Annotated in this window: 27 protein-coding genes and 3 tRNA genes; 17 read left to right on the top strand and 13 right to left on the bottom strand. The window is 35.1% G+C overall.

Translation table 11 applies throughout. The features are described from left to right. Positions 1-70 precede the first annotated feature (70 nt). The 6 genes from pncB to AC4IFE_RS04335 all read left to right on the top strand — a co-directional run bounded on the left by pncB (position 71) and on the right by AC4IFE_RS04335 (position 5,350). Entirely contained in the window at positions 71-1,249 is a 1,179-nt protein-coding gene (pncB, locus tag AC4IFE_RS04360; RefSeq protein WP_490755183.1) for a nicotinate phosphoribosyltransferase, read from the top strand. A gap of 53 nt (positions 1,250-1,302) precedes the next feature. After that, positions 1,303-1,773 (top strand): YciI family protein, encoded by a 471-nt coding sequence (locus AC4IFE_RS04355; protein WP_490755182.1) that lies wholly within the window; start codon positions 1,303-1,305, stop codon positions 1,771-1,773. Between the two features lie 127 nt (positions 1,774-1,900). Then, the gene (locus tag AC4IFE_RS04350; protein ID WP_490755180.1) at positions 1,901-2,137 is read left to right on the top strand and encodes a hypothetical protein; all 237 of its coding nucleotides are present in this window, start codon (positions 1,901-1,903) and stop codon (positions 2,135-2,137) included. Positions 2,138-2,217: 80 nt separating this feature from the next. Further along, positions 2,218-2,895 carry a hypothetical protein gene (locus AC4IFE_RS04345; protein WP_490755179.1) on the top strand — a complete coding sequence of 226 codons (678 nt, stop codon included), beginning with the start codon at positions 2,218-2,220 and terminating at the stop codon, positions 2,893-2,895. A 77-nt stretch (positions 2,896-2,972) separates the two neighbouring features. After that, complete coding sequence (locus AC4IFE_RS04340) at positions 2,973-4,505, top strand: DNA recombination protein RmuC (protein WP_490755178.1); 1,533 nt, start codon at positions 2,973-2,975, stop codon at positions 4,503-4,505. Positions 4,506-4,582: 77 nt separating this feature from the next. After that, positions 4,583-5,350: a TrmH family RNA methyltransferase gene (locus AC4IFE_RS04335; protein WP_490755177.1), complete on the top strand. Its 768-nt coding sequence runs from the start codon at positions 4,583-4,585 to the stop codon at positions 5,348-5,350. Between the two features lie 146 nt (positions 5,351-5,496). On the opposite strand, the gene AC4IFE_RS04330 is transcribed toward AC4IFE_RS04335, so the two are convergent. After that, a complete protein-coding gene (locus AC4IFE_RS04330; protein WP_490755176.1) occupies positions 5,497-5,838 on the bottom strand; it encodes a hypothetical protein in 342 nt (113 codons plus the stop codon). 181 nt (positions 5,839-6,019) lie between these two features. Here AC4IFE_RS04330 and AC4IFE_RS04325 point away from each other — a divergent pair, with 181 nt between their 5' ends. Further along, positions 6,020-7,198 (top strand): hypothetical protein, encoded by a 1,179-nt coding sequence (locus AC4IFE_RS04325; RefSeq protein ID WP_490755175.1) that lies wholly within the window; start codon positions 6,020-6,022, stop codon positions 7,196-7,198. Further along, positions 7,182-7,763, top strand: coding sequence for a hypothetical protein (locus AC4IFE_RS04320; protein WP_490755174.1), 582 nt, complete (start codon positions 7,182-7,184; stop codon positions 7,761-7,763). Before AC4IFE_RS04325 ends, AC4IFE_RS04320 begins: the two co-directional genes overlap by 17 nt. On the opposite strand, the gene AC4IFE_RS04315 is transcribed toward AC4IFE_RS04320, so the two are convergent. Both AC4IFE_RS04315 and trhO read right to left on the bottom strand, forming a co-directional pair. Further along, the gene (locus AC4IFE_RS04315) at positions 7,712-8,287 is read right to left on the bottom strand and encodes a 5-formyltetrahydrofolate cyclo-ligase (protein WP_490755172.1); all 576 of its coding nucleotides are present in this window, start codon (positions 8,285-8,287) and stop codon (positions 7,712-7,714) included. The genes AC4IFE_RS04320 and AC4IFE_RS04315 overlap by 52 nt on opposite strands. A gap of 20 nt (positions 8,288-8,307) precedes the next feature. Beyond that, positions 8,308-9,660, bottom strand: coding sequence for an oxygen-dependent tRNA uridine(34) hydroxylase TrhO (gene trhO, locus AC4IFE_RS04310; RefSeq protein ID WP_490755170.1), 1,353 nt, complete (start codon positions 9,658-9,660; stop codon positions 8,308-8,310). 369 nt (positions 9,661-10,029) lie between these two features. Here trhO and AC4IFE_RS04305 point away from each other — a divergent pair, with 369 nt between their 5' ends. After that, on the top strand, positions 10,030-11,556 hold the full coding sequence (locus tag AC4IFE_RS04305; protein WP_490755169.1) for a trypsin-like peptidase domain-containing protein: 1,527 nt from the start codon (positions 10,030-10,032) through the stop codon (positions 11,554-11,556). A gap of 62 nt (positions 11,557-11,618) precedes the next feature. Here AC4IFE_RS04305 and AC4IFE_RS04300 read toward each other — a convergent pair whose 3' ends face one another. The 3 genes from AC4IFE_RS04300 to AC4IFE_RS04290 form a co-directional block, all read right to left on the bottom strand. After that, entirely contained in the window at positions 11,619-12,074 is a 456-nt protein-coding gene (locus AC4IFE_RS04300; RefSeq protein ID WP_111957020.1) for a hypothetical protein, read from the bottom strand. Next, positions 12,074-12,454, bottom strand: a complete 381-nt coding sequence (locus tag AC4IFE_RS04295) for a RidA family protein (protein ID WP_062700765.1) — start codon at positions 12,452-12,454, stop codon at positions 12,074-12,076. The genes AC4IFE_RS04300 and AC4IFE_RS04295 overlap by 1 nt, the downstream gene beginning before the upstream one ends. A 131-nt stretch (positions 12,455-12,585) precedes the next feature. Then, entirely contained in the window at positions 12,586-15,171 is a 2,586-nt protein-coding gene (locus AC4IFE_RS04290) for a putative LPS assembly protein LptD (protein WP_490755167.1), read from the bottom strand. A gap of 52 nt (positions 15,172-15,223) precedes the next feature. On the opposite strand from AC4IFE_RS04290, the gene AC4IFE_RS04285 reads away from it, so the two are divergent. From AC4IFE_RS04285 to AC4IFE_RS04260, 6 genes are all read left to right on the top strand, one after another. Continuing rightward, entirely contained in the window at positions 15,224-16,513 is a 1,290-nt protein-coding gene (locus tag AC4IFE_RS04285; protein ID WP_490755166.1) for an N-acetylmuramoyl-L-alanine amidase family protein, read from the top strand. Between the two features lie 58 nt (positions 16,514-16,571). Next, positions 16,572-16,646: transfer RNA gene (locus tag AC4IFE_RS04280), tRNA-Glu, on the top strand. A gap of 11 nt (positions 16,647-16,657) precedes the next feature. Further along, a complete protein-coding gene (locus AC4IFE_RS04275; protein WP_111957012.1) occupies positions 16,658-16,978 on the top strand; it encodes a hypothetical protein in 321 nt (106 codons plus the stop codon). Between the two features lie 67 nt (positions 16,979-17,045). Beyond that, positions 17,046-17,300 (top strand): 30S ribosomal protein S20, encoded by a 255-nt coding sequence (rpsT, locus tag AC4IFE_RS04270; RefSeq protein ID WP_040993501.1) that lies wholly within the window; start codon positions 17,046-17,048, stop codon positions 17,298-17,300. A gap of 10 nt (positions 17,301-17,310) precedes the next feature. Next, positions 17,311-17,382, top strand: a tRNA-Glu gene (locus AC4IFE_RS04265). A gap of 94 nt (positions 17,383-17,476) precedes the next feature. Next, positions 17,477-17,548 (top strand) — tRNA-Glu (locus AC4IFE_RS04260). Positions 17,549-17,854: 306 nt separating this feature from the next. Here the strand turns inward: AC4IFE_RS04260 and AC4IFE_RS04255 are convergent. From AC4IFE_RS04255 to AC4IFE_RS04225, 7 genes are all read right to left on the bottom strand, one after another. Then, a complete protein-coding gene (locus tag AC4IFE_RS04255) occupies positions 17,855-18,607 on the bottom strand; it encodes a DUF4145 domain-containing protein (RefSeq protein WP_490755164.1) in 753 nt (250 codons plus the stop codon). A gap of 20 nt (positions 18,608-18,627) precedes the next feature. Continuing rightward, entirely contained in the window at positions 18,628-19,824 is a 1,197-nt protein-coding gene (locus tag AC4IFE_RS04250) for a hypothetical protein (RefSeq protein ID WP_490755163.1), read from the bottom strand. 119 nt (positions 19,825-19,943) lie between these two features. Then, positions 19,944-20,285, bottom strand: coding sequence for a hypothetical protein (locus AC4IFE_RS04245; RefSeq protein ID WP_490755161.1), 342 nt, complete (start codon positions 20,283-20,285; stop codon positions 19,944-19,946). Then, positions 20,282-21,520, bottom strand: a complete 1,239-nt coding sequence (locus AC4IFE_RS04240) for a hypothetical protein (protein ID WP_490755159.1) — start codon at positions 21,518-21,520, stop codon at positions 20,282-20,284. The genes AC4IFE_RS04245 and AC4IFE_RS04240 overlap by 4 nt, the downstream gene beginning before the upstream one ends. Positions 21,521-21,934: 414 nt before the next feature. Next, on the bottom strand, positions 21,935-22,897 hold the full coding sequence (locus AC4IFE_RS04235) for a phage/plasmid replication domain-containing protein (protein WP_490755158.1): 963 nt from the start codon (positions 22,895-22,897) through the stop codon (positions 21,935-21,937). 179 nt (positions 22,898-23,076) lie between these two features. Further along, positions 23,077-23,361 (bottom strand): helix-turn-helix transcriptional regulator, encoded by a 285-nt coding sequence (locus AC4IFE_RS04230; RefSeq protein WP_490755156.1) that lies wholly within the window; start codon positions 23,359-23,361, stop codon positions 23,077-23,079. Between the two features lie 3 nt (positions 23,362-23,364). Beyond that, a complete protein-coding gene (locus tag AC4IFE_RS04225; protein WP_490755154.1) occupies positions 23,365-24,423 on the bottom strand; it encodes a tyrosine-type recombinase/integrase in 1,059 nt (352 codons plus the stop codon). Between the two features lie 394 nt (positions 24,424-24,817). On the opposite strand from AC4IFE_RS04225, the gene AC4IFE_RS04220 reads away from it, so the two are divergent. Both AC4IFE_RS04220 and AC4IFE_RS04215 read left to right on the top strand, forming a co-directional pair. Further along, complete coding sequence (locus tag AC4IFE_RS04220; RefSeq protein WP_490755153.1) at positions 24,818-25,474, top strand: FadR/GntR family transcriptional regulator; 657 nt, start codon at positions 24,818-24,820, stop codon at positions 25,472-25,474. Positions 25,475-25,528: 54 nt separating this feature from the next. After that, a complete protein-coding gene (locus tag AC4IFE_RS04215) occupies positions 25,529-26,734 on the top strand; it encodes an MFS transporter (RefSeq protein ID WP_490755151.1) in 1,206 nt (401 codons plus the stop codon). The last annotated feature ends 60 nt before the right edge of the window (positions 26,735-26,794 follow it).

Here is a 26,794-nt window from a genome sequence, read left to right as displayed (position 1 = left end):
AAAAAAATCGTCTTACATTTAGGCGATTTTTATTTTAAATAACTATATTTGCGTTAAAATTACACATATTATGTACGACGTTCGATTAAACTCTATTCTGGATAACGATTTCTATAAAATAACGATGCAAAATGCAGTGGTAAAATTATTCCCAAGCTCCATTGTAAAATATGAATTCATCAACAGAGGAAAACATCAGTTTCCGGAAGGTTTTGATGTTGCCTTAAAAGAAGCGGTCAATAAAATGGCAGAATTAAAGCTGACCAAGGAGGAAAAAAAATTCATGGCAAGAACCTGTCCATATATAGATCTTCCCTATCTGGATTTCTTAGAAGGCTATCATTATGATCCGTCTGAAGTAAAAATACGCCAGGAAGGCAGTGAGCTTTCCGTAACCGTTGAAGGGCTCTGGTACAGAACCATTCTTTGGGAAGTTCCCCTTCTTGCCCTGATCAGCGAGCTTCATTACGAAATGAATCATATGGAAAGAGATTCCAATGAGGTCGTTATGAACAGAACACTGGAAAAAGCGGACTCACTGGCGAGATTAGGGGTGAATTTTGCAGAATTCGGGACCAGAAGAAGACATTCTTATAAAGTACAGAATCTGGTTATGGAAGCTTTAACCCACAATAAAAAATCAACTTTTATCGGAAGCTCCAATGTTCATTTTGCCATGAAATATGGTGTAAAACCAATTGGTACCCACGCACACGAATGGTTTATGTTCCATGCTGCAGAATATGGATTTAAAATGGCCAATGAAATGGCTCTGGAGCATTGGGTAGATGTTTACAGAGGCGATCTTGGAGTTGCGCTTTCAGATACTTATACTACCGATGTTTTCTTTCAGCAGTTCGATAAAAAATTTGCCAAACTTTTTGACGGCGTACGTCATGACAGTGGTGATCCGTTGGAATTTGCAGATAAAACAATAGCCCACTATACCAATAACGGAATCAATCCTCTATTTAAATACATCATCTTTTCTGATGCTTTGAATCTGGAAAAAGTAGAAGAAATCACCAATTACTGCAGAGGAAAGATAGGCGTATCCTTCGGGATCGGAACCAATCTTACCAATGATGTAGGTTTAAAACCAATGAATATCGTCATGAAACTGATCGGAGTACAGGCACCAAACAAGGAATGGATTGCCACAGTAAAGCTTTCCGACGAGCACGGAAAATATACCGGTGATCCTAAAATGATTGAACTCGCCAAAGAGTTTTTAAGAATAAAAGATTAGTAGTAGATTTCAGACATCAGACGTCAGACATTAGACTTTTAAAAATAGATGATATGAGATTAAAAATTTATTTATCCCTTACCCTCTTGGCGGGAATTTTATCCTTTGCCCAGGAAAAGAAAGCAGAAAAACCAAAATTCAACCAGGAGCTGGCAACATCTCTCGGTGCTGATAAGTATGGAATGAAGCCCTATACGATCGTGATGCTCACTTCAGGCAGCACAAAAATCGATGATAAAGCCAAAATGGGCGAACTGATGAAAGGCCATATGGCAAACATCGGAAAGCTGGCTGACGAAGGAAAGATTGTGGTGGCCGGACCTTTCCTTGAACAAAACAAAGAAAACTACCGCGGTATGTTCATTTTCAATACAAAATCCAAAGAGGAAGCTGAACAATGGGTTAAAACCGATCCTGCGGTACAGGCCGGAGTCTTCAGCTATGAAATCTTCCCCTGGTACGGATCCGCTGCATTGCCTTTGTATTTAAAACATCACGGAGAAATATCTAAAGAGAATCCATAGAAAACATTCTTCCTTAAATATCAATCTAAAATAAATCATTATGTAACTTCATAGTGATTTATTTTTTTATTACCTTAGAGGTTCATTTTCAGATTCATACAAACTAAACCATCAAAAAATTAATTCCATGAAAAAAATGAACGTAACAAAACTTTCGAGAACAGAGCTGAAAAATGTATTCGGCGGAAATTTATATCCGGCACAATGCCCAGGAGGATGCCCTGGTGAAGCCATGATCAGATGCCCTGACGGCACCACCACTATGACAAATTATATATGTATGGGCGGAAGATGTGAAGTGGCCGCCATGTGCAAACCATTGGTTCTTGAACCTTTTCCAGATCCGATTACCATCACTCCATAATCTGATCAACAAATATAAAGTGAGTCTTCCGGCTCACTTTTTTATCATATTTAATAAGCAGAAACATTCTATCTCTCAAAATGAAAAGGAACCTTAGCATCTTGTTTTTATTTTATCTAAGTATTTTTTGTACAGCTCAAAATAAAAAATACCCTGAAATCATTAATTCAGGATATAAGGGAAAAATACGTTCAATTACAATCAAAATATACAGCGATTCCATAAAAGATAAACCTGCAGATTCCTTAATATCTGTGAAAACCCGTTATTATAATGAAGATGGAAATGCTACAAAAGAATCATATCAAAGCAATAAAGACCGGCAAATAACCGAGTATGAATTTAAAAACGGATTGAGAACAGGATATTCCCTAAGCAGAGATGGAGAAGTCAGGCTCAGAGCAAAAATTACTCATCAAAAGGGCGGATATCTCATCGACCTGTATGACTTACAGAACAGGCTGGTATCAAAAGATAAATATAGGTATAATGAACTTTTAAGAATAAAAAGCAACGAACGCATGATTTATGACAATCAGAGCGGTCAACTTAAAAGCCATTCATTTGTCGATTATTATTACAATGAAGAAGGATTTATTTCAGGGTATGATGTAAAAGATCTATTGACTGCCCAAACCATTGCTTACAGATTTCAGACATCTCATAAAGACAAGCACAAAAATCCCGATAAATTAATCTTATTAAAAAATAATCTGCCTTTCCAGATTCATATGATAGATATTGAATATTATAAATAATAACTACCACCCCATTCTACAAAATTTTAACGGTTTCCCGTAAAAGAAATCAATTTTTCTTTTTGTAATTTTGAAACATGGAGATGACATATTTAATTATTGGGTTTATTGCCGGCGGAATTCTGGGCGCCGTTATTTTGTATTTCGCGTTAAAATCGTCTACGGTTTCAAGAAATTCTTATGACGAACTGAATAATCTGCATATTAAAAATCATTCGGATCTTGAAAATCTTAATCTGAAAGTTCAGGAACTGGGCCAAAATATCAGCCAGGAAAAAGAACTGAACCAACAGCAGACCGATCTCCTGCATGATCTGAAAAATGAGTATGCAAAAATTTCTGCAGAACATGCCTCTTTAAATGCTCAATTTTTAGAACAGAAACAGCTTAACTCAAAACAAACTGCCCAAATAGAAAACCTTATCTCTGAGAAGCAGCATTTTTTTGCTAAAAACTCGGAGCTTACTGCTAAAAATGAAAGTCTGCAGCGGTCTCTTGATACTCAGAAAGAAGAAATCATTAAGATTCAGGAAGAATCTAAACTGCAGTTTGAAAACCTTGCCAATAAAATTTTAGAAGAAAAGTCAGAGAAATTTACAGAGCAAAATCAACTCAATATAAAAAACCTCTTAAATCCGCTTCAAGAGAAAATAAATAATTTTGAAAAAAAGGTAGAATCTACTCACAAAGAGAGTATTGACTATCATGCCGCTTTAAGAGAACAAATTATTGGATTAAAGGATTTGAATATCCAAATGAGTAAGGAAACCTTAAACTTAACTAAGGCATTGAAAGGAGATAGTAAGATACAAGGAAACTGGGGAGAATTGGTTCTGGAAAGAGTTTTAGAAAAATCGGGACTTGAAAAAGGACGCGAATATGAAATTCAAAAAAGCCATTTGACTGAAGAAGGAAATCGTGTCCTTCCAGACGTAATCATAAATCTTCCCGATGGAAAAAAAATGATAATAGATTCAAAAGTTTCTTTAGTTTCTTATGAAAAATATGTGAATGAAGAAAATGATGTAATAAAAATTCAATTTTTAAAAGAACATATTTCTTCGTTAAAAAGACACATTGAACAATTAGGAACAAAAAATTATCATAATCTATATGAAATGGAAAGTCCCGATTTCGTCCTGCTGTTTATTCCTATAGAACCAGCTTTTGCGATAGCATTGAATGATGACAATCAATTATATAATAGAGCTTTTGAAAAAAATATAGTTATTGTAACCCCCTCCACATTATTAGCAACTCTAAGAACCATTGACAGCATGTGGACCAATCAAAAGCAGCAGGATAATGCTATAGAAATAGCACGTCAGGCAGGGGCTTTATACGATAAGTTTGATGGTTTCGTCACTAATCTGCTTAAAGTCGGAAAAAAAATGGAAGAGGCAAAATCTGAATATGAAGGAGCAATGAATAAACTCATAGATGGACGAGGAAATCTGGTCGTAACGGTACAAAAGTTAAAATTAATGGGCGCAAGAGCAACAAAATCGCTTCCTGAAAATCTAGTTACACGAGCAAAAACAAATGAAGAAATTTCGACATTAAACATTATTGATGATTCACAAATAACACTTGAAACCCCAGAAGAATAATTAATTCGACGAGTCTCGGATTAGCTTTGGGACTTCTCATTTAATATTTAAAAATAAATTTTGCATAATTTTGCAGCATGTTGATAGAAAGTTTTCAAAACGATAAAATAAAAAACGTCACCAAACTTCTGGCTGACAACAGGTTCCGTAAAAAATCAAAGGTTTTTGTGGTTGAAGGGCAACAGGAAAATGAAAGAGCTTTACAATATGATTTTGAACCTAATGAATTTTTTATCTGCGAAAATATCTTTAAGGGAAAGCTTCCGGAAGGTAAAATCCATTTTGTAAGTGAAAAAGTATATGAAAAAATAGCCTACAGAGGAAGCTCTGAAGGAATTATAGGAATTTATAAAACCAAAGAAAATTTCCTTTCATCATTTATTCCCAAAGAAAATTCTACCATCATCATTGTAGAAGGTGTAGAAAAGCCCGGTAATCTGGGTGCTATCCTGAGAAGCTGCGAGGCTTTCGGAATTGATGCCCTTATTGTAGCGGACGGAAAAGCTGACTTCTATAACCCTAATGTGATACGGTCAAGTGTCGGATGCCTCTTCGGCATGGAAGTTTATGATGCTGAAAATGAAGAAACTTTTGAATTTCTTCAGAAAAACAATTTCAACATTTATACGACTCTTATGGATGAGACTGCTGAAGATCTTTATAAAAGAGATTTCAAACAGCGCTCTGCCGTATTGTTCGGAACCGAGCATTCAGGATTAAGTGATTTCTGGGTTGGAAAAGGAAAAAATACGCTGATTCCTATGGCAGGAAGTATTGACTCTTTGAACCTGAGCAATGCCGTAGCCATTACCTGCTATGAGTCTTTAAGGCAAAAGAAGGGATAAGGGAATCTGGACTTTGTTATTTAGCCCGATGAGATTGCTTCGCCTTTGGTTCGCAATGACAGAGAGGTTAAGGTCTAAAGTTTAAAGCATAAAAAAACCGTCTCACAGGGTGAAACGGTTCTTTTATTGTTAAGCTAATGCTAGAATTATTTCTTAGCAGCGTCTTTAACTTCTTTAGCAGCATCTTTTGCAGCACCTTTAGCAGCATCAGCAGCACCTTTAGCAGCGTCAGCAGCAGCTTCAGTTGTAGCTTTAGCAGCATCAGCACCAGCAGCAGTTGTAGCAGCAGCAGCATCTTTAGTAGCATCAACAGCAACGTTAGCAGCTGAATCAATTACTTTAGCAGCAGAATCAGTAACTACAGCAGCAGAATCAGCTACGTTAGCAGCAGCAGAATCAGCAGCACCTTCAGTAGAAGTAGCTTCAGTTTTTTTACAAGCAACTAGAGAGATTGCAGCGATAGCAGCTACGAATAACGACTTTTTCATAATAAATTAAATTTAATTTTGTTAATATTGTTTTTTATAAATTTCTTCTGTTCTGTTATTTGAACAAGACAAAGGTAGACCAGATACAAAAGTTGTTTATGAAAAATAATTGTAATACCTTTGTAAAATAGTTTTACAAAAAAACAATACTGATAATCAACAATTTAATTATTTAATAAAATTGACAGATTTAGATCTATTACATTTTGAACAGCTGAAAAAAGATGTTCAGACTGAATTTTTAAAAGAATCCAACTCTTCCCATGATGATATTTCAAAATGGAAAGGGATAGATATCATATATTTCCAGGAAGACCTTCGCAAAAAAGCCAAAGGCAACATCAGTGAAAAGTCATTTTACACTTATTTCAAAACTTCGCCGGTCACCAAATTACCCAGGATTGACATGCTCAATTTACTGAGTATTTATGCGGGATACGACTCATGGTACGACTTCAAGAAACAACATCTTTTTGCAGGAGAATTACTGCAGGAAAATGATGATCTTGAGCAGGAGGAAATCTTAGAATTAGAAAAAACAGTCTCTTCGGCTCCTGAACTTCCCAAAACAGAAATTCAGCCTCAAAAAACAGAACAAAAAATCCAGGAAAACGTTGATTTACAAAAATCAACATATGATAATCAATTAATTACAATAAATACAGCAACAGCCAAGCAAGCAGAAATACAACCTTCCCCCGTAAGAAAAAATCTGCTTAAAAAAAATGCGTGGGCTATTGTTACCTCTGTTTTAATTGCCATTACCGGAGTTCTTGGATTTAAGGATCAGATTTTCTCTAAAACTTACAAATACTGTTTTATTGATAAAGACCGTGGCGTTTCTGTCATCAACACTCTTGAAATAAGAATAATCAAAACCAATGAATCTCCCCTTCTTTATAAATTGAAGCCCGGAGAATGTTTTTACTATTCCACCAAGGATAAGAACATCAAAATGCAGATTACGGCACCTTTCTATGAATATCTGGAAGTCAACAGAAATCTGGAAAATGCCCCGGATGAAGAAATAATCGAGTTGAAACCGGATGATTACAAAATGGCAGCTTATTACTTCTCCATTAAAGATGTAAAAGGCGGCAATTCACAGGAACAGGTAGCCCTCATTAAGCAGAAAAGAAACGAACTGGAAAACCTGATCAGCAACAGTGCCGTTATTTACCAAGTGTATGATAATAATACTTATGGCATAGAAAGGCTTGACAAGCAAAAATACATTACACTGGTAACAACACCTACCACATCCCTGAAAAACCTAAGTGTAATTGAAATGAAAAAAGATAAGGGAAAAATAGTATCTATTAAATTTAAAATCGCATCCACAGATGAAAAGAATAAATAATTTTTTAATTTTCGCCATACTCTTCTTAGCATTTGTTTCCTGCAACAATAAGAAGACAGAAGTAAGCGATCTGGATAAGTTAAGAAACAGCAACAATGTAAAAAGTTACCCTGCCGTACAGATGGACAGTATGCAGGCCATCAATTCCATTACCAAGCAGAAAGTACAGGAGCTTCTGGATCTTTCTACCTTATATTTGTCCGGAAACAGAAATACTGAGGTAGATACATTTATCTATTCTCAGATGGAAAGTTATTTTCACAAGCCCGACTCTACTACGTTCAAAAAACTCTTCCATGAGCTGGACAGCCTTAAAGTAAAATCGGTGAAAGTAAATAACCTGAACGTTTACAAAGAATTCTATAAAAAGGATACTTTAGATTATGCAAAATTCAACCTGGAATATTTTGATTCAAAAAATAAATCCCTGGGAACTTTTGAGAAAAATGCCCAATATATTTTGCTTTCTACTCCAATGATTAAAAAGGAATTTAAGTTTTATTTCTTAGATTTTTATTCTGATCCGCTAAAGAAAGACAGCACATCAGCAGGTGTCACCAAATAGTCCAGAGGAATATCATTTTCCCATACATCATCAATATTTTCATCGGGGTTAAAATAATTAACTCCGATTTTTTTTGTTTCGGAAGGAATCCTATCAAAAAAAGCATCGTAAAATCCTTTTCCGTAGCCTACTCTGTTTCCTCTTTTATCACAATAGAGCAAAGGCGTAATAACATAATTAAAATCTAAAAACCCGGAATCTTCATTAGAAACGGGCTCCGAAATACCCCATTCATTAGTTTCGAATTCTGTATCATTAAAAATCTCTACGGATATTAATTTAGCATCAACAATTTTAGGCACAAAAACTCTGATATTCCGGCTTAAAAAATAGTTAATGAATATTTGAGTATCAATTTCTTTAAATTTTTCAATCGGAATGAAAATGTGAACTTTCTGACCGGGTAAAGGCTTAAAAAAATCAACAAAATTTTCAAAAACTTTTTCAGATAACAAGAAAGCCTCATCAGTTGACAAGGCTTTTCTTTTCTGCATGTATTTTTTTCTAAGTTCTGATTTCAACATCGTTATCAGGCGTTTAAAGCTTACAGAATCTTATATAATTTATCTGACAGACGAACTCTGAACGGAAGCTCAAAAGTGATCTGATCTCCTTTTTTTGCTGTTTCACAAGGACCTCCATTGGCATAAAGCTCAGTAATGGTCAATTCCTGCTCACCTGTTGTTGGGCCTGAAATCAATACTTTATCGCCTACTGAAAGCTCTTTGTTTTCAATTAAAAACTGTCCGATTTTCGATTTTGTATAATAATGTTCTGCCTTTCCGACTAACACTTTTTTGACGGCTATTTTCTGACGGATATTCTTTGTTTCAACTTTCGCCAAAGGCTTATCAGGAAGGTCACCTGATTTTTTAAATTTCAACGCATCCGATTTCCCTTTTCTGAAAACCTTATTTCCAACCTGCAACCCCTTTCTTAGCTTCAACTGTTCTTCCAAAGGCAAATGTATGATTTCCAAACATTCTGTAGAACAACAGTTTTCCATGGCAGCTTTACATTCGTCACACTGGATAAACAACAAGTGGCAGGCATCGTTAGCACAGTTCGTATGGTTGTCACAAGGTTTTCCACACTGATGGCACTGTGCAATAATATCATCTGTAATTCTTTCACCTAAGCGGTGATCAAATACAAAGTTCTTCCCAATAAACTTACTTTTAATCCCTTCTTCTTTAATCTGACGGGTATATTCAATAATTCCGCCTTCCAGCTGGAAAACGTTTTTAAAACCCTGATGCTTGAAGTAGGCACTGGCTTTTTCACAACGTATTCCGCCTGTACAGTACATTAGCAGGTTCTTATCTTCTTTAAAATCCTGTAACTGCTCGTTGATAATCGGTAAACTTTCTCTGAAATTTTCCACATCAGGAGTAATAGCCCCTTCAAAATGACCTACTTCACTTTCGTAGTGATTTCTAAAATCAACAACAATCGTATTCGGATCATCAAGTAAATTATTAAATTCCTGAGCCCTTAAGTGAATTCCTTTATTGGTAACATCAAAAGAATCATCATTCAAACCGTCAGCAACAATTTTATGTCTGACTTTTATAGTCAGTTTTAAAAAAGAGTAATCATCGTGCTCAACCGCTACATTTAAACGGATCCCTCTCATAAAGTCGTAGGCTTCCAGTGTATTACGAAAAGCCTCAAATTGATCCGCAGGAACACTCATCTGAGCATTAATACCTTCATGGGCAACATAGATACGACCAAGCGCATCAAGTGCGTTCCAGGCTATAAATAATTCGTCGCGAAATTTTTTGGGATCTTCAATTTTGGCATACGCATAGAAAGACAACGTAAGGCGTTCCTTACCAGCTTCATCAATAAGTTGAGCTCTTTCTTCTGCGCTTAAGGTGTTATACAGTTGCATGCTATAAACGTTTTAAGTGAGAAAAATATTTTTGCAAATATAATCATTTTTCAATTGACAGGGTTGAAGCACATTTAAGTAAGTAATAAGAGCCTGAGAATGATTAAGAATATTTGGACTAATTGTTGTAACTTAAACATAAATTTCATTTCAGCCCGGTTGAATGTGACATTTTTTCTTTAATAATTTTTTAAGTTTTGTTAATACACGATCTAAGATTATGACATAATGTATAAAATGACACAATAGCCGTTAAATTTTAGTTAAAATTGAAACATAGCATGCTAATTGCTTACTTATTTAGCATTAAATTTGTTTGCGTATAAAACAAAAAAAATCAATAAAATAAATAAAAAAGAAAGATATACAATGAAGAGTACTTTAAAAAAACTATTACCATTTGCAGTAGTGGGAGTTGTCTCAGGAGCTACTACCGTTGGGACACTACAATACTTCGGTCAGCATTCAAATAACAGTGACCAGTCTTACTTCACAGCAGCAGCCCCTAATGCCTCATTTGTAGGTATGAATACAGGAGCTGTAGGCGATGATTTTGTAAAGGCCTCAAAAACTACAGTTCCGGCTGTTGTTACAATCAAAAATTACCAGAGCAGATCAACGAGCAGGGCTTCAGAGCAGGATTTGTTTGATTTCTTCTTCGGAGATCCTTTCGGAGGCAGAGGTCAGCAGAGACAGAAGCAGCAGGCTCCGGACAACATGCCATCAGGAATGGGATCCGGGGTAATCATCTCACCGGACGGATATATCATCTCCAACAATCACGTTGTTGCAGGAGCCAATAAACTGGAAGTGGTCTTAAGTAACAAGAAATCTTACATCGCTACCCTTGTGGGAACTGATCCAAATACGGATATTTCTTTACTTAAAATTGAAGAGAAAGGACTTCCTTATTTAAATTTTGCCAATTCAGACAATATCGAAGTCGGACAATGGGTGCTTGCCGTAGGAAACCCGCTTGGGCTGAATTCTACTGTAACGGCAGGTATTGTCTCTGCTAAAGGCAGGGGAATTGGTATACTGGGAGGCCAGGGCAAAGCTACCAATCCTATTGAAAGCTTTATCCAGACTGATGCAGCGATTAACCCGGGTAACTCAGGAGGAGCCCTGGTTAACGTCAATGGTGATCTAATTGGGATCAACTCTGCAATCCAATCTACCACAGGATATTATCAGGGATACGGATTTGCTGTTCCGGCTAATTTAGCAAGAAAAATTGTTGAAGATATCAAGAAATTCGGAATTGTACAGAGAGGATTCTTAGGAGTTTCGTCATTAGACCTTTCTAACGACCAGCAGGTAGCTGCGTACAACCAGCAGTATAAAACAAGCATCAAAGCAGGTTCAGGAGTTTATGTAACCGGATTCGGGGATAACAGCGGCGCTGAAGATGCAGGTCTGAAAAAAGGTGATATCATTACTAAAATAGATACCTATGACATTACAGACTTTGCAGATCTTTCCATGTCTATCGGAAGTAAGCGTCCGGGTGACAAGGTTCAGGTAACCTATCTGAGAAACGGTAAGCCAAACACAACTACGGTGACCCTTAAAGACCAGAAAGGAGGAACAACCACCCGAACTAAAGATGATTTAAGCGTAACGGAAAAAATAGGAGCAGATTTTGATCCTCTTAATGAAAAGTTTAAAACGGAATATGGGCTGAACAGCGGAGTTGTTGCTAAAAATGTAAGCGAAGGAAGCGAGATGGCCAAGATCGGAATTGTAGACAATTACATCATTATAGAAATTAATGGCAAGCCTGTAAATTCACAGAAAGATGTAGAAAAGATCCTTGATAAATACCAGGGTAATGTACAGGTGAAATTCGTGGATGACTATGGAAGAATTTATACCAAAGGATTCAAGATGCCTTAATAAATAATGACAATTAGTCTCTTAAATAACAAAAACGCTGCAGATTTGCAGCGTTTTTTATTTTATTTGGTTTTGTTCATTTTATCAGCGATCTTCTTTTTCTTATTCCGTTCATAAATAATCTCTACAATCTTACCCCCAATCCACGAAAACGGGAAAAACGTAAGGAAAATAGAGATCTTATAAAATGTAGGATGGTATGGAAATACAATAACATCCAGCATGGCTATGAAAAGCATGATAAAACCGATAAGAATAGCATAAGCCACCTTGGCATACTTTACAATAAGTGCAGTAGCAACGCCTCCTATCGTTGTTCCCAGCCCTGAAATAAACAGCAGAAAACCGAAAAACGCATTATCGCCTCTCATACTGTAAAGAAATCTCTGCCAGTGCTCAAAGGGAGCAAAAGCTTCGAAAGTGATCCATTGCGGAAAAACCCTTATACCAAGAGTAATAATAAGCCCGGCTATTCCAAGGCCTACAAGAACCGCAATTGTATTTCTTATAAAATTCATTAATCCTGATGTGCAATCATAGAAATTTCAATATCAACATTCTTAGGCAGGCAGGAAACTTGTACAGTTTCACGGGCCGGATAGCTGTCTGCATCAAGATATGAGGCATAAATATCGTTCATTACTGCAAAATCATCCATACTTTTAAGGAAGATTGTAGCTTTTACTACATTTTTAAACGTCATTCCCGCTTCAGTAAGAATAGCTTCAAGGTTCTTCATTACCTGGTGCGTTTCCTTCTCAATTCCCTCTACAAGTTTACCAGTTGCAGGATCTACAGGGATCTGGCCGGAAATATATAAAACTCCGTTGGCCATATTAGCTTGTGAATAAGGCCCGATTGCTGCAGGTGCATTAACTGTGTTGATTATTTGTTTCATATGTGGATATTTATTTTTTTCAAAGTCATCATGCCATCACTTCCCTTCATCGTTCGCTTAACGAATTTCATGAATAGTGATTTCATTTTGGTGCAAATATAAAATTTATATTTACAATTGTCAATCTGATATTAGAAAGGTGCACCAGGCTGCGTAAAACTTCTGTCTTTGTATTTCAATGCATCACTTAAGATATTAGCTTTGATACCGATAAAGAAGTCATATACCTTATACTGCCCAAAAGGAACCCAGTTGAAGTTGATTGTGAAACTTCGCTGGTCTCTGGAAAACCCGATTCTTGTATAGGCAAGGTCTTTCGTCACCAGGTCAAAATGTGTACTTCCATTGATATTCCAGTACGGAGTAAGCTTGATGCTGCCATCCAGACCTACAGAAGCAATCTTAGTACCAAGTGCGGACAATCCTTTTGAATAAGCATAGTTGGCATTGATATTCAAAGTCCATGCCTGGTCGAAATGGGCATAATTATCATCGTCAAAATAATAATTTTCATTTCTTATTTCTCCTTTTGCCGGATACTTTTTAGCATAATCTGTTTTTTCGCCAAAGAGTTCGCTGCTTAAAGGATATGATAACTGTACGTTGAAACCCTGTACACTGAAATGTCCAAACTGTTCCGTTCTCACCCCCTGTGTTGCACCCGGAGCAAAGACAATCTTATAAGGATCCAGTGAAAGACTGGTATTCACATTCAATTTATTATTGAAGAAAGAAGACTGTCCGTTGATGCTGAATACAGACCATGGATGATCTTTCGCTGCAAAATTATAGTTCCCTGAAAGGTTAAGAGATTCAAAGATTTTTATTTTCTTCACGCCGGTAGAATCGGTTTTAGATTTTACTTTCATTTCGATATTGTTTCCAATATTAAAACCTAAAGCTCCTACCACTCCGCTTGACGGGCTTCCCACAATTCCTTTTTCAAAAATAGAATAAGGGGTCAGGGCACCCTCTGCATTATAATAATTTTTATAGTATCCGAAACCGGGACTTGAGAAATCCGGTGAATATGTAAAGCTAAGACTTGGCGTCATCATATGTCTTACCGCTTCTACCGCAGACCCTTTTTTGAACTTCAGCATACCGTAAAGAGTAGTCTGAAGACTGGCAGATGAAGAGAAAGTGGAATATCCGGCAATATTTTTCTGAATTTCGTCTACATCCGCATTCTTTACAGGATCATAATATTTTTTCAGTGTCTTGGTCGTTAAAGCATTATCAATATTGGCACTTAAACTGAATGTGAAATATTTGGCTACCGTTGTGTTGGTTCCCAATGCAATATTATTTTTCAGTCCTGTCTGCATCTTATCCCACATTGCTTTTGTAAAAAGCTCATTTTCCTGTGTACTTACAAAGTTCGTCAGGTTAAAACCTGTGTTCACTGTAATATTTTCAAGAAGTCCCTGTCTCACTCCTGTTTTCGATTTAAACAGATAAAACTGATTGATCGCCACATTCATCTGAGGCAGACGAAGATCTGCAAGCCCGGTGGCAAAGTTTTGAGAATATGATGCCGTTCCGGTAATGGTTGCAGGAAGCTTTAAGAATCTTTTTGTGATTGTTACCGCCGAACTCTGCTGTGTATTCAGAACGTTCTGGTTGAAAATATAGTTGTTATTAAGCGGGTTGTTGTAAAACTTGGTGCTTACGATATCCACCGAAGCACTGAAGGTCAGGAAAGGATTTGCCTTTGTATCCTGAGTATGTGTCCATGCGATTCTGTATGTACTGTTTTTGGTATAATCGTCCAAACCTTTAATTCCTCTCACCATGGTTCCCACATCGGCTGTAAAAGTTCCGGAATACCTGTATTTCTTAAGGTAATTCATCTGCGGCCTTAGGTTCCAGCTTCCTTTGGTATAAATATCGGCAAGTACTTTAAGGTCGAAATGCTCTCCTATCGGCTGGTAATACCCCAATCCGTTAAGGAAGAATCCTACATCTTCCCTTTCCCCAAAACTTGGGATCAGGATACCGGCCGCCCTCTTTTCCGAAAACGGAAGAATGGCAAACGGAAGAATAAGAGGAGTTGGCACTCTTTCTATATACATCTGGATAGGACCTGTAACAATCTGTGATTTATTTTTTGTCTTGATCAGCTTGATATTGGAAGCCCGCATAAAGTAATCCGAGGCCGTATCTTTTTTCTTGATATAATATTCATCTGTAGTATAATCTGCGTTTCTCATGGCAAAAACAGAATCATTATACTTTTTGGTTTTTTGTGCCGTAATGACCCCTTCACTTTCTTCTGTTCTGGCATTAAAGGCAATGGCCTGCTTGGTTTTGGTATTGTAGCTGAACTCATTGGTCTCGTACTTCTTGCCGGCCTGAGTGGTAATTACAGGTTCTATGATCTTCCCTAGAGAATCCTGTTTTCCGCGGGCATAGATCAGGTTTTTGTTGTCATCGATAGAGATATAATCCGCATCAATCTGCATGTCCTGATATTTTACCTGGGCATTTTTATTCAGAAATGTCATCTTTTTCGGAACATCTCTTCGCTGATCATCTGCTTTTGTACGGAGAACATCATCTAAAGCTTCCTTTTTTACGACAATGGTATCCTTTTTGGAAATAGTATCATTAACCACATTTTTAGGCAATTTTTCAGGGGTTTTCTGTGCTAAAAAATTGTTAAAAATTAGGATAATTAAAATTTGTAATATATTTTTGAGGACGGTTTTGGCCAATTTTATTCTTTAAATTAAGGCTCAAAATTAGTATAATTTTTAAAACTGTAAGATGTACAAACAAAAATTTAAAATAATTTTATCATTTCTCCTTCTTCTTTCCGGCATTTTAATTTTTTCACAAAAGAAATTTACGATCGTTTTAGATGCTGGTCATGGGGGAAGTGACCACGGAGCGAACAGGACTTATGCAGATATCGGAAGGGTTGCAGAAAAAGACGTTACTCTTGCCGTTACTCTCAAAGTTGGGGCCATGTTGGAAAAAAACAGAGATTTCAAAGTTATATATACGCGTAAATTTGATGAATACCCTTCCCTATCAGACAGAACCAATCTGGCCAACAGGAGTAAAGCTGATCTTTTTGTTTCCATTCACTGTAATTCTTCACAGAGACCAACAGCCTACGGAACTGAAACTTATGTACAGGGACCTAACCAGAATGATGAAAACCTGGAAGTGGCAAAAAGAGAGAACGACGTGATCTTTCTTGATGAAAAAGACAGACAGACCTTCGGCTCTTACAATCCAAGCTCTCCGGAATCTCTTATTGCGCTGAAGCTTCAGCAGAACAAATACCTTGAATCAAGTTTGCTGCTTGGCGGACTGGTTGAAGGTAATTTTGTAAATAAAGATAAAAGGTTTTCCAGAGGGGTTTTCCAGAAAAACCTTCACGTACTGCGTATGAATGCGATGCCTTCTGTACTGATAGAGACAGGATTTATCAACCACCCCGAAGAAAGCCACTATCTGGCTTCTGAAAAGGGACAAACCGAAATTTCGGAAAGTATCTATAATGCGATCATCGATTATAAAAAAGCAATTGACAGAAAAACAGGCGGATCTTCTATCGCTACCAAAAAACCTGAACCTGAAAAGCCTGCTGAATCTCCTTTGAAAAATGATTTCAGGATTTTACTGTTGAGCTCCCCTGTTAAATACAACGACGGAGACCCGGCCTTAAAAGGATTAAACTATATTCTCCCTATTAAAGACAACGGGCAGTATAAATATTACTATGGGGTTACAAATATGGCCTCAATACGAGATATCAATCTTAAAACTGCTAAGGATGCAGGATTCAGAAATGCTTATGCGGTAGGATTTATGCCTAATCAAAAACTGCTGACAGGCTATTATACCATAGAGGTCTATACGGGCGAAAAACTGAATGGCAATTCGTTTATTCTTCAGACATTGAAAGATGTGGAGAGAAATAAAGACAATGGCGTGTTTTATTACACGTATGGTAAAGTATTTACTTTAGAGGATGCTGTAAAGCTTCAAAAAGACCTTGAATCCAAGGGAATCAAGAATACGATTATCCAAAAAGTTTTTAAATAACGTAAAAAATAATTTTGAAGTTAAAAAGTTAATCATTACTTTTGCAACCTCAAAATTTGGCCTATTCGTCTAGTGGTTAGGACTCAAGATTTTCATTCTTGCAACAGGGGTTCGATTCCCCTATAGGCTACCAAATTTGATATCATGCCGGATTTAAAAATACAGGAAGCAAAACTTCTTTTTAAGAAAATCCACTCTAACCCAAAAAGTTATGATTTACAAATCAATGAAGAGGGGATTACAGGCAGAGATGATAAGATAAGTTTCAGACTTTACAGGACAGGAGAAAGGGTTGCCTTTGAAGTAACAATTGACGGACTTTCCTTTACCAATACCACTGGAGAATGGAACAATGCGATGATCATGCTAAGCAGCACGATCAAGAAAATTGAACGAGAACAAGAGAATTTAAAAATAGAACAAGCAATAGATAAACTCAGAAAATACCTGTCCGAAGAAAATTGAAAAATTTTAAAAAATAATTTGGCAGATTAAAAAAAAGTTTATAGTTTTGCACTCACATTTGAACGATATGGCAAATCATAAATCAGCATTAAAAAGAATCAGACAAAACGAAGTTAGAAAAGTTCGTAACAGATATTATCACAAGACTGCTAGAACTGCTCTTAAAGTCTTAAGAAATGAAGAGAACAAAGCTGCTGCTACAGAGCAACTGCCAAAAGTTATTGCTTTATTGGATAAATTAGCTAAAAGAAATATTATCCACAAAAACAAAGCAGCTAACTTGAAAAGCAAATTAACAAAGCACGTTAATAAATTAGCGTAAAAGTATAGTAGGCCCGTTCGTCTATCGGTTAGGACCTCAGATTTTCATTCTGGTAAGAGGGGTTCGATTCCCCTACGGGCTACAAAATTTAATCGCTACTAACCGAGTGGTTAATAAGAGTTGAAACTTATAAAAACAAAAAATCTAACCCGCTAATTTATTAGTGTTAGATAGATGGCCCGTTCGTCTATCGGTTAGGACCTCAGATTTTCATTCTGGTAAGAGGGGTTCGATTCCCCTACGGGCTACTTAACAACAATTAAAAAACTCTGATATATACAAGTATCAGAGTTTTTTTTGTTTTGAATCCTTACGAAATTCTTCCGATTTTCCGAAATCTCCCTTACACAATCTTGTACAAGGCGAATTTCCAAAATCTTTTTTGATTTCTAAAATTTCTCCTTTCCTTTATTTTCCTTTTGCTCTAAGTTCATTCAAATATCTAAATATAAATTAGGACAAAACATTGGTAAATCGTCTTAATTTCGGAAAGATTATTTTGGTACTTTTTATATGAAAAATATGACACCTCAACAATGCTGAGGTGAGCTTATTTATTTTTTCCAATTTGGATAATCAATCAAATGAATTAACTCTTCAAGAACAATTCGTAAATCATCCTTTAGTTTATCTAAATCTGATTTTTTTGCACTATATCGTCTTGTGTGTGCACTCATATCTCCCATCTTTTTTAAGCTTTTAAGGCTGTCTTTTGCATTTCTGCCAATATTCCATTTAGTTTCAGCGCTGAAATGATCAATTAGATCACTTAAAAAATAAAAGTGCCCATTGCTTGCATTTTTTATTTTATCCGAAATATTAAATCTTTCAAATGACTCAATTATCAAAACTTCCAGCAATTTTCTTGTCATTACCGAACACGCATCATAAAGACCTTGATCATAACATGAAGCAGCTTGTTTAGCTATTGTTTTTAAATAATCTCTTGTATTATCAAACAATTCAAGGGGAAAATAGCTACTTGTGGGAGCAATGATTTTTGGAACGTTCATCAACCCATCTATTTCATTTTTTTTTGTTCTTTCTAAATGATATAATCCTTTTTGAAGAATAAATTTCACCGTTTTGCCTTTGACTTTTTTTGAGTTATTTTTCAAGTATTGCGGAATGTTACTATACTTTGAAATTTTCAGCTCATTGAAATAAATCTCAATGTCTTTTGCAGAGCAGCCTTCATTTCCAAGAATTGAAGTATGATAGTAAACAAAATAATCAATCTTCTGACTTGCAGGAATATCATCAAATTTTTCAATTTGATTAACAAATGTAATTAAATCCAAACTCATTTTTTTACCTACATTTTTATTTATTGTGACTTCCAATTTCTAAAGTGATTAAGACCTTTGGTTGTTATTTCAATATTTGATTTATCACCAGTGAGCCATGATGTCCTAGTCTTGGTATTATTAAAGCTTCCTAACATATTTTCTGGAAGCTTATATTTCATAGCATCATAACAAGTAAATAGATGATCCAAAGTTATTGTCTGAATTTTAAGAATCTTTGATAAATAATATGTAAAGAGCAAATTTCTTTCACTATCATTCTTGGGATTATGCTCTTGAACAAAATCATTTAAATTTTCTTCTCCAATTGGATGAAAATCAATATCTGAAAGCACCTTATATTTTGTACCATTTAACGTTTTCTTTTTACTACTTTTATCACTTTCACTACCATTATCTTTCTTTGGTTTTGATGATGCTTTTGGTTTTGCTTGTGAGCCAATAGTTCTTGATATTATCTCTTTAGCTTTTTCGACACCCTCATTAAGAATAGAGTATCCTTCAGATAAAGGATTTATAAAATTACCCCGAACAGCTCTTCCAATATTTGTAGACAATCTATTTTTTTTATCATTATCAAGCCTTTTTGATTCATCATATTTTGCAATTAGGTCTTGACGAGTAAAAGTATCTTTACCAAAATGAGATGCATAAAATGAGTAAACAACAACCCATTCTACTTCAGTTGAAGGAAGATTTTTCATCGCTATTGCTTTCAAAGCAGGGTAATTTTCTATTTCTACATTGTGCAATTCTTTTTTCTGATTCATGTCTTTCTCAATAATGACATTTTTTTCTTGAATAGAATAGTCAACATCAATAGTTTCTACATTTTGTTCAAACTCTTGAGTGTTAATTTTTGGAGCTTCATATTCACTTACAGGAATATTTTTAATTTTTCCATTTCCTGACAAGTCTCTTAAAATCCCAGCTAAATCCTTTCCCACACTATCACTAAATGTTGCTTCGATTGTCCTATCTGAACTAGTTTCATGTAATCTAAAAGTGTTTGCATTAACAATTCCAGGTGAAATTGTTGAGTTTTTTGTTTCACGTGGAGTACCACAATTGGTGCATCCTACATCATCAATCTCCAAAACATCATCACAAACCTTACATCTAATTTGTGTCATACAGCCTCCACAAAAATATACTTTTTTGGGTGCTAAAACTTTAGAACAATTTGGGCATTGAGAAATCATATTTTCTTCCATCATAATTTTGAATAATTTATTAGTTAATGGTTATCAATTTGTATATTTCAATGTGAATTTAATCAATTTATTTGAAATATCTAAATATCATCTTATCTACTAATTTTTATCAAAAATTATATTCAATTTATCAATCTTGTTCTTCCAAACTTGAGAGCTACTAATCTTTTTGATTTATCATAAACAAATATGTTCTTTTGAGCTGACACATTCATTCCTCTGTTAAATTTGAAATCTTCTGAAAACAAGTCATCGGTAAACAAAAGTTCACAATCAAAATAAACGCTGTCTAATTCCTGACCGTTTTCAGAAAAGGGAGAGATTTTTCTGATTTCCAAATTCTGAACCTCAACCTTGTTTTCAAGCATTCCTTTCAAATCATAATCTACCTGCTCTATTGTTGTTCTTTTGGAACAGGAAAACATCAAGAGAACAACTGTTGATATTATAGTGATCTTTTTCATTCTTCTTCAAAATTTATTCTGACGATTTTCTGTGATTTCACATTTTCCTCACTGATTTTATTGACAACTAAATAAACTCCTTGTTTCTGCATTTTTGGGTTTAGTTCTTTGTATATGTCTGAGGTCTTATCAAGTGATTCTTTCATAACAAAATCTTTTGATGTTGAAGTGTCGTTGAGTTTGTAATCAATATCAACATAAAATTTTGGATTGGTAACTTTTCTCAAATTTCCCTCTCCGTCGGAATAATACAATTGCTGAATAAATGAGAATGGTTGTTTAAAATAGGAAATACTCAATATTTTTGCATCAATCATCCAATCACCGTGAGATATTCTATTTCCGTCATAGTAAACTCCCTGATCCCCTTTGAAATACTTTGGTGCTGGTATTCCTGCCAATCCTCGTTTGTTCTTGATGATGAGAGTATCTTTGACCGTATAAGGAAGACCTTTGTCTAAAAACACCTGTACAAAATATTCTTTCGGGATTGTTCCCTCTGGAAAGGAGATGTCGTTTTGAGATTGATTAGTAATATTTGATTGTTCTTTTGACTTGAAAGTCTTGTCTTTTTCAGTTGACTTTAAAGAATCAGATAAAGGAAAATCCAGAATATCCATTTGAGAATCAAATCCTACCTCTTCAACAGCATAAGATTCTGAAATTTTGCTCGTTTTTATGTTGATATTTTCCTGTTTTATCAATCCTCTGTTCTTAGAATAGTATTCAACTGTTTTTTCAGAGAATTGTTGTCTTCCTGACATTTTCCTTTCAATAACAAGAAGTTTTTCTTTTCCTGTTTTCCAATAGCACAGACCATAATAAATTGTTCCGTTATCATCTGCGTAACTCCACTTGGTTGTTCCGATAGAGGCAGGGAGCTTGAAATAAATGTTATTTTTCCCAAAATCATGTTCTTCTCCACCCATGTCTCCAAAAGTTCCGTCTTTTGTCTTAATCAATGAAACTTCATCACTCCCGATCTGAAAGAGCTTGGCACTCGGTTCGGAGTTCATGAATCCAATTTCAAGGGTTGTTCCGATAAGCTGATTTGAAATTTTGAAATAATTGATTCTGAAAAAATCCTCTGAATTTGTTTTTGATTTCAGGCTAAGGAAATTGTTTTTGACTGGAAAAATCCATTGTTCCAGTTTTTCTGTTTCTTGTCCTTTTACTCCTTGACAAAAAGCTGTCAGAGTCAATAAAAGAAAGAAAAAACCATAATTGTTTTTCATATCGTTACTGTTTTAATCTTCAATGATGTGATGAAGTCTATCGTAAAACAGCTTTTCTGGAAAAAAGAAAAGCAAGTGGTTCTCACATGCTTTTAGTTCTGAAGGCTCGGCAAAGCCTATGTTACATAAAAACAGGATAAGCCACTTGCCTATAAGACAAGTGTGCCGAAACTGTTTGCATTTTGTAACATTTAAGAATTTTGCCGATTCACAGAACAAAAGCAAAAGTTTTACACTTTTATTTTTCCGATAAAATTTGAATCACAAAGATAGAAATTTTTGCAATTCCTTTCTCTGTTTCGTTTCAACAAAGAGAATTTCAAAATTTGACATTTTTTCTTTGATTCTCCTTGTCTTCTTTTAAAAAGCACAAAGTAGGTCAACAAGAACCTACTTGACGATTTTTTTCAACATTTATTTCATTCTGAAAGTTTGCTTTAAACCTTCAACATACATTTTTTTCATTTCGTGATCGAACTCTTTTGTATTTCCTCTGAGTTTAAATCCTAAATCAGAGTTCAAAGCAGCATCAAATTGACTAAGCTTCTTTGATTTGTCACTTGACCTTAATAATCCTTTATCAACTCCTTTTTTCAATATAAAATCAATCTTATCTCTACCCAAACGGTACATGAGATACCTTTTCATAAAAGCTTCAAAACCTTTCAATCCTTTTACACCAGGATATGCTAACAATGATTTTTTGTGAATTCTATTATACATATCAAACCATAATCTTAGAGCCTTTTTGCTGTTTTCAGCTTTGAACAAATCTTTAACCCTTAAATCTGGGATTTTCAGGTGCTGAGAAGGGTTTGATTGCATCATAAATTCGTAACGAACCAGATTATGGAAAGTATCAATAAGAGAAGTATCGTCTTGGATCAGTTTTTTATTCTTTGCAATAAACTCTTTTATCTTGTCATAAAAAACTAAATTTCTTCTGCCACTATTTGAATAATATCTCAAAGTTGTTCTTTTTGAATTATCACGTTGAAAATATTTCAAAGAATACATCTCAGGAAAGTAATCAGAAACTTCATTTTTGAGTTCAAAATTTGCTCCAATATCGAGTCTTCTAATACGAGCATTTTTTAGATCAACACCAAGCTCATCACTTAATAACATAATTGCCCAACCAAAATTTCTGAAATCAAAGTTTACAACATTGTTCTTATTAAAATATTTTGCAATGCTTCCTTCAACTCTTATAACTTCGTCATTGACAAATATTGCCATGTTTCTGATCATTCCTGTTGGTCTAAAATTTCCTCTGGCATATTTATCAGCTGGCATTAAGTTCTCCTTAATTTCATCGGTATTCCAAGGCATTTCAACATCTTCCAGATATAGTTTCAAATGAATTGTGTCGTACATAATTTATTTTTTTGAGGTGAACAAAAGTCAAACGGCAAAATTGACTTGTATTAATACTCTTCTCTTTCTTTTTTCGGAATATTAATACGCTTTTTATTTGAAATCAGACAATTTTGCCGAAACTTTTGATAATGGTAATTTTCAATTTCTGAAAAGAGAAATGATTTTCTCCGTTTTCACTAAATTTTCTTTGGGTTTTGATTATTTACTTCAGATTTTATCTCTTCAAGGGTTTTGACTTTTATTGCCGTTAACCATTCGTCAATCTCAGATTTTCTGAAGAAAATACTATTTCCTCCAGGTGTTTTGTAATGAGGAATTTTCCTTTTGCTTGTCAATTTGTAGATATATGATTTTTCATAGCCTGTGTAACTACAAAGCTGGTTGAGATTCAGGATTTCTTTTTGATTTCTCAATAGCTCTCTAACTTCTAAAAGAATATCAATGAAAGTTTCTTTTTTCATAATTTAATCTGCTAATATGTTTGGTAATTTATTGATGGCTTTGGTTTTTGAAAGCTCAGCGGTTCTGACATAGATTTGAGTTTGCCTCAAATCTTTATGACCTAAAAGCGATGAAACCATATTGATTCCAACATCTGCAAAAACCAAAGACGTAGCAAAAGTATGTCTGGCACAATGCCAAGTGATGTGTTTATCAATTTCAGCTTTTTCAACCCATTTCTTCAAAATACCCAAACAGCCTGTATGGGAAGGCAAATCAAAAACAAGAGATTTCCCCTGCTCTCTTTCTCCCAAGAGCTTAATAGCATTGTCGTGAAGAGGCATGACCTCCTTTTCCTTTGTTTTGACCTGAACGATTGAAAGAATGTTTTCATTATTGATATTGCTCCATTTGAGTATCTTGACATCACAATAACGTAGACCTGTCAAGCAACTGAAAAGAAAGGCTCTTTTAACATTTGAGTTGGAACACTCTGTAATAGACAATAAAAATGCTTCCTCCGATGTGAGAATATCTTTTTCAGCTGAAATTCCTTTTGAGTTTTTTATATTTAAAGCAGGATTTGTTTTGAAATACTTGGAAATTGTAGCCTCCTTGATAATTCTTTTCAACTTTTTAAAATAATTGAATGGAGTACTACCGTTCAATGTTGCATCCAAATAATCCTTAAAAGAAATTAAAAATTCTTCATCAATTTCAGAACAAGGCAATTTTTTCTTTTTCCAGAAAGTTTTGAGCTTTGCAATCATTGACTTAAATGTACGCATCTCACTATGTTGAGCTTTTCTTTCAATAAATTCATCACAGTATTCAAAAAAATCTTTTTCTGTTTGATAGCCTTTCTCATACAAATCATCAACTCCCCTTAGTTCGATGTTTGCTACAATTTTTTTGACTATTTCTTTCCTCTCCTTATTGATTTCCCTTTCAAGAGGAGTTTTTGGATATTTGTAGTATCTAATATCCAGCATTTTCTTTTTTCGTGTCCCATTCTTGTGAATGTCCAATTGAATTCCAATCTGGTTGCCTTTCAATTCAATCTCTCTAACTTTTATTGTCATACTTATAATTTTTGTATATCAGCTTTATAACAGATGTTCAAAAAAAGAATCGGATTTTTAACAGATTTTAACAAACATTGTAAACATTTACGAAAATCTTCCGAATACAAGTATGAGGAGGAGGTCAAACAAAGGAAATCAGAATCAAAGAATCTTTGATTTTTCTAAGTATTCTCTGAAAATTTATGCTCAAATTTTCTAAAAAGTATTTCCCCTACGGGCTACTAAAAGAGAGATTCTAATATTTAGAATCTCTCTTTTATTTTTATTCCTTTAATAATTTCCGTCACACAACTCCCACTCTATTATCAGGAGATTTTTACATTAACAATAAAATAGTGCAAATCTTATTATTTTTTACCTACCTTTGCATTCATCAGATGATAAGATGTATATGCAGATTCAAAGGAAAACATTAGCTCAGGAGGTCGCAGAAAGATTAATTCAGGGGATTACCAATGAAGAATACGCTGTTGGTGATAAACTTCCGATTGAACCGGAACTGATGAAAATATATGGCGTCGGCCGTTCCAGCATCCGTGAGGCTATAAAAATTTTATCGATAAAAGGGGTTCTAAGTGTACAGCAAGGTGTGGGAACTTTTGTGACTTCTAAAAATATCCAGGAATCACTGGAAGATCAGATCAATAATTCGGAATTAAACGAAGTGTATGAGGTACGTTCTCTCTTAGATTCAAAGATAGCGGCAAAAGCAGCTGCCAGCCGAAGTGAAAAGGAACTAGAGACGATTAAAATGTATCTGGATCTCAGAGACCAGTTTGCGAAGAAAAACCAGGCACTGGAATGCTACCAGGCTGATATTAATTTTCATATCTCTATTGCTGAAGCCTGTGGCAATACTCTTTTGAAAGAAATTTACAGAATTGCAAGTAAGCATATTCTCAGAACTTTTGAAAGCAGTCATAAAAACAATACAGACTCTTTCAAAATCTCACAGAAAATACATGCGGACCTTTATAAGTCTATTGAAAATAAAGATTCTGAAACTGCAGCCCGTATTGCACAACTGATCGTCGACAGAGTATATTAAAATAAATTTTTAACAAAATTCATCAGATGATATGATGAATACAAATTATAATTCATGGAAAATCTTCAAACAAAAACAATTGACACCAATAAAATTGTTTACCCGATCTTATTTATGATCAGCTTTTCTCATTTTTTAAATGATCTCATACAATCTACAATTCCTTCATTATACCCTATTCTAAAAGGTAAATTTAGCCTGTCTTTTTCTCAGATTGGTATTATTACATTGGTATTTCAGCTTACTGCATCCATTTTACAGCCTTTCGTTGGAATTTATACGGATAAAAAGCCCAACCCGAGATCTTTAGCTATAGGAATGGGATTATCTATGGCCGGACTATTACTTTTGGCTGCAGCACATCAGTATTATATGATTCTGATATCAGTTGCATTAATCGGAATGGGATCTTCCATTTTTCATCCTGAGGCTTCCCGGGTTGCTCAATTGGCATCTGGCGGGCAGAAGGGACTTGCCCAATCTATTTTCCAGGTAGGAGGAAACTCAGGGAGTGCTATTGGTCCTCTATTGGTCGCTTTAGTTGTGCTTCCCCTGGGGCAGCACTATGTAAGCCTTTTTGCTATAGCTGCCTTTATAGGAATTATAGTACTGTGGAGAATTGGGAACTGGTATGCGGAAAGATTATCTCTAAAAAAAACAGCGCAGCATTCCAGTAATATCATAACTGTAGAACTGTCCCGTAAAAAAGTTATATTTTCTATTAGTGTTCTGCTGGCATTGGTTTTTTCCAAGTACATTTATCTGGCATCCATGACTAATTATTTTACGTTTTTTCTCATTGATAAATTTCATGTTTCTGTAAAAGATTCTCAGCTGTATTTATTTATGTTTCTTGCAGCGGTAGCTATCGGAACCATTTTAGGGGGAAGATTGGGTGATAAGTATGGAAGAAAGAAAATCATATGGATCTCCATACTTGGTGCAGCACCTTTCACTCTCTGTCTTCCGTATCTCCCGTTGTTATGGACTGTGGTATTTGCCATTTTAATCGGGTTAATTATTGCTTCAGCTTTTTCTGCAATTTTGGTATATGCTACAGACCTTCTGCCCAACAAAATTGGATTGGTAGCAGGATTGTTTTTTGGCTTTATGTTTGGGATGGGCGGAATAGGCTCTGCTGTACTGGGGGCTTTGGCAGATGATACCAGCATTGAGTATGTATTTAAAATCTGTGCTTTCTTACCTCTTATGGGCATAATCACTGCGTTTCTGCCGAATATAAAAGGCCGAAAAAAATAATTTCTGTGGAAATAAGATTGAGGAATTAAGAGATAATTCTGATAAAATCTTTGCTGAAGT

This window comes from Chryseobacterium sp. UF-81 (assembly GCF_058245105.1).
Note: the sequence above shows the minus strand (reverse complement) of the source record. Positions and strands in the feature narration are given on the sequence as shown.

What these genes read in the sequence shown, in the direction of transcription:
- pncB (WP_490755183.1), top strand. Translation starts at nt 71, where the DNA reads ATGTACGACGTTCGATTAAACTCTATTCTGGATAACGATTTCTATAAA.
- AC4IFE_RS04355 (WP_490755182.1), top strand. Translation starts at nt 1,303, where the DNA reads ATGAGATTAAAAATTTATTTATCCCTTACCCTCTTGGCGGGAATTTTA.
- AC4IFE_RS04350 (WP_490755180.1), top strand. Translation starts at nt 1,901, where the DNA reads ATGAAAAAAATGAACGTAACAAAACTTTCGAGAACAGAGCTGAAAAAT.
- AC4IFE_RS04345 (WP_490755179.1), top strand. Translation starts at nt 2,218, where the DNA reads ATGAAAAGGAACCTTAGCATCTTGTTTTTATTTTATCTAAGTATTTTT.
- AC4IFE_RS04340 (WP_490755178.1), top strand. Translation starts at nt 2,973, where the DNA reads ATGGAGATGACATATTTAATTATTGGGTTTATTGCCGGCGGAATTCTG.
- AC4IFE_RS04335 (WP_490755177.1), top strand. Translation starts at nt 4,583, where the DNA reads ATGTTGATAGAAAGTTTTCAAAACGATAAAATAAAAAACGTCACCAAA.
- AC4IFE_RS04330 (WP_490755176.1), bottom strand. Translation starts at nt 5,838, where the DNA reads ATGAAAAAGTCGTTATTCGTAGCTGCTATCGCTGCAATCTCTCTAGTT.
- AC4IFE_RS04320 (WP_490755174.1), top strand. Translation starts at nt 7,182, where the DNA reads ATGAAAAGAATAAATAATTTTTTAATTTTCGCCATACTCTTCTTAGCA.
- AC4IFE_RS04315 (WP_490755172.1), bottom strand. Translation starts at nt 8,287, where the DNA reads ATGTTGAAATCAGAACTTAGAAAAAAATACATGCAGAAAAGAAAAGCC.
- trhO (WP_490755170.1), bottom strand. Translation starts at nt 9,660, where the DNA reads ATGCAACTGTATAACACCTTAAGCGCAGAAGAAAGAGCTCAACTTATT.
- AC4IFE_RS04305 (WP_490755169.1), top strand. Translation starts at nt 10,030, where the DNA reads ATGAAGAGTACTTTAAAAAAACTATTACCATTTGCAGTAGTGGGAGTT.
- AC4IFE_RS04300 (WP_111957020.1), bottom strand. Translation starts at nt 12,074, where the DNA reads ATGAATTTTATAAGAAATACAATTGCGGTTCTTGTAGGCCTTGGAATA.
- AC4IFE_RS04295 (WP_062700765.1), bottom strand. Translation starts at nt 12,454, where the DNA reads ATGAAACAAATAATCAACACAGTTAATGCACCTGCAGCAATCGGGCCT.
- AC4IFE_RS04285 (WP_490755166.1), top strand. Translation starts at nt 15,224, where the DNA reads ATGTACAAACAAAAATTTAAAATAATTTTATCATTTCTCCTTCTTCTT.
- AC4IFE_RS04275 (WP_111957012.1), top strand. Translation starts at nt 16,658, where the DNA reads ATGCCGGATTTAAAAATACAGGAAGCAAAACTTCTTTTTAAGAAAATC.
- rpsT (WP_040993501.1), top strand. Translation starts at nt 17,046, where the DNA reads ATGGCAAATCATAAATCAGCATTAAAAAGAATCAGACAAAACGAAGTT.
- AC4IFE_RS04255 (WP_490755164.1), bottom strand. Translation starts at nt 18,607, where the DNA reads ATGAGTTTGGATTTAATTACATTTGTTAATCAAATTGAAAAATTTGAT.
- AC4IFE_RS04250 (WP_490755163.1), bottom strand. Translation starts at nt 19,824, where the DNA reads ATGATGGAAGAAAATATGATTTCTCAATGCCCAAATTGTTCTAAAGTT.
- AC4IFE_RS04245 (WP_490755161.1), bottom strand. Translation starts at nt 20,285, where the DNA reads ATGAAAAAGATCACTATAATATCAACAGTTGTTCTCTTGATGTTTTCC.
- AC4IFE_RS04240 (WP_490755159.1), bottom strand. Translation starts at nt 21,520, where the DNA reads ATGAAAAACAATTATGGTTTTTTCTTTCTTTTATTGACTCTGACAGCT.
- AC4IFE_RS04235 (WP_490755158.1), bottom strand. Translation starts at nt 22,897, where the DNA reads ATGTACGACACAATTCATTTGAAACTATATCTGGAAGATGTTGAAATG.
- AC4IFE_RS04230 (WP_490755156.1), bottom strand. Translation starts at nt 23,361, where the DNA reads ATGAAAAAAGAAACTTTCATTGATATTCTTTTAGAAGTTAGAGAGCTA.
- AC4IFE_RS04225 (WP_490755154.1), bottom strand. Translation starts at nt 24,423, where the DNA reads ATGACAATAAAAGTTAGAGAGATTGAATTGAAAGGCAACCAGATTGGA.
- AC4IFE_RS04220 (WP_490755153.1), top strand. Translation starts at nt 24,818, where the DNA reads ATGCAGATTCAAAGGAAAACATTAGCTCAGGAGGTCGCAGAAAGATTA.
- AC4IFE_RS04215 (WP_490755151.1), top strand. Translation starts at nt 25,529, where the DNA reads ATGGAAAATCTTCAAACAAAAACAATTGACACCAATAAAATTGTTTAC.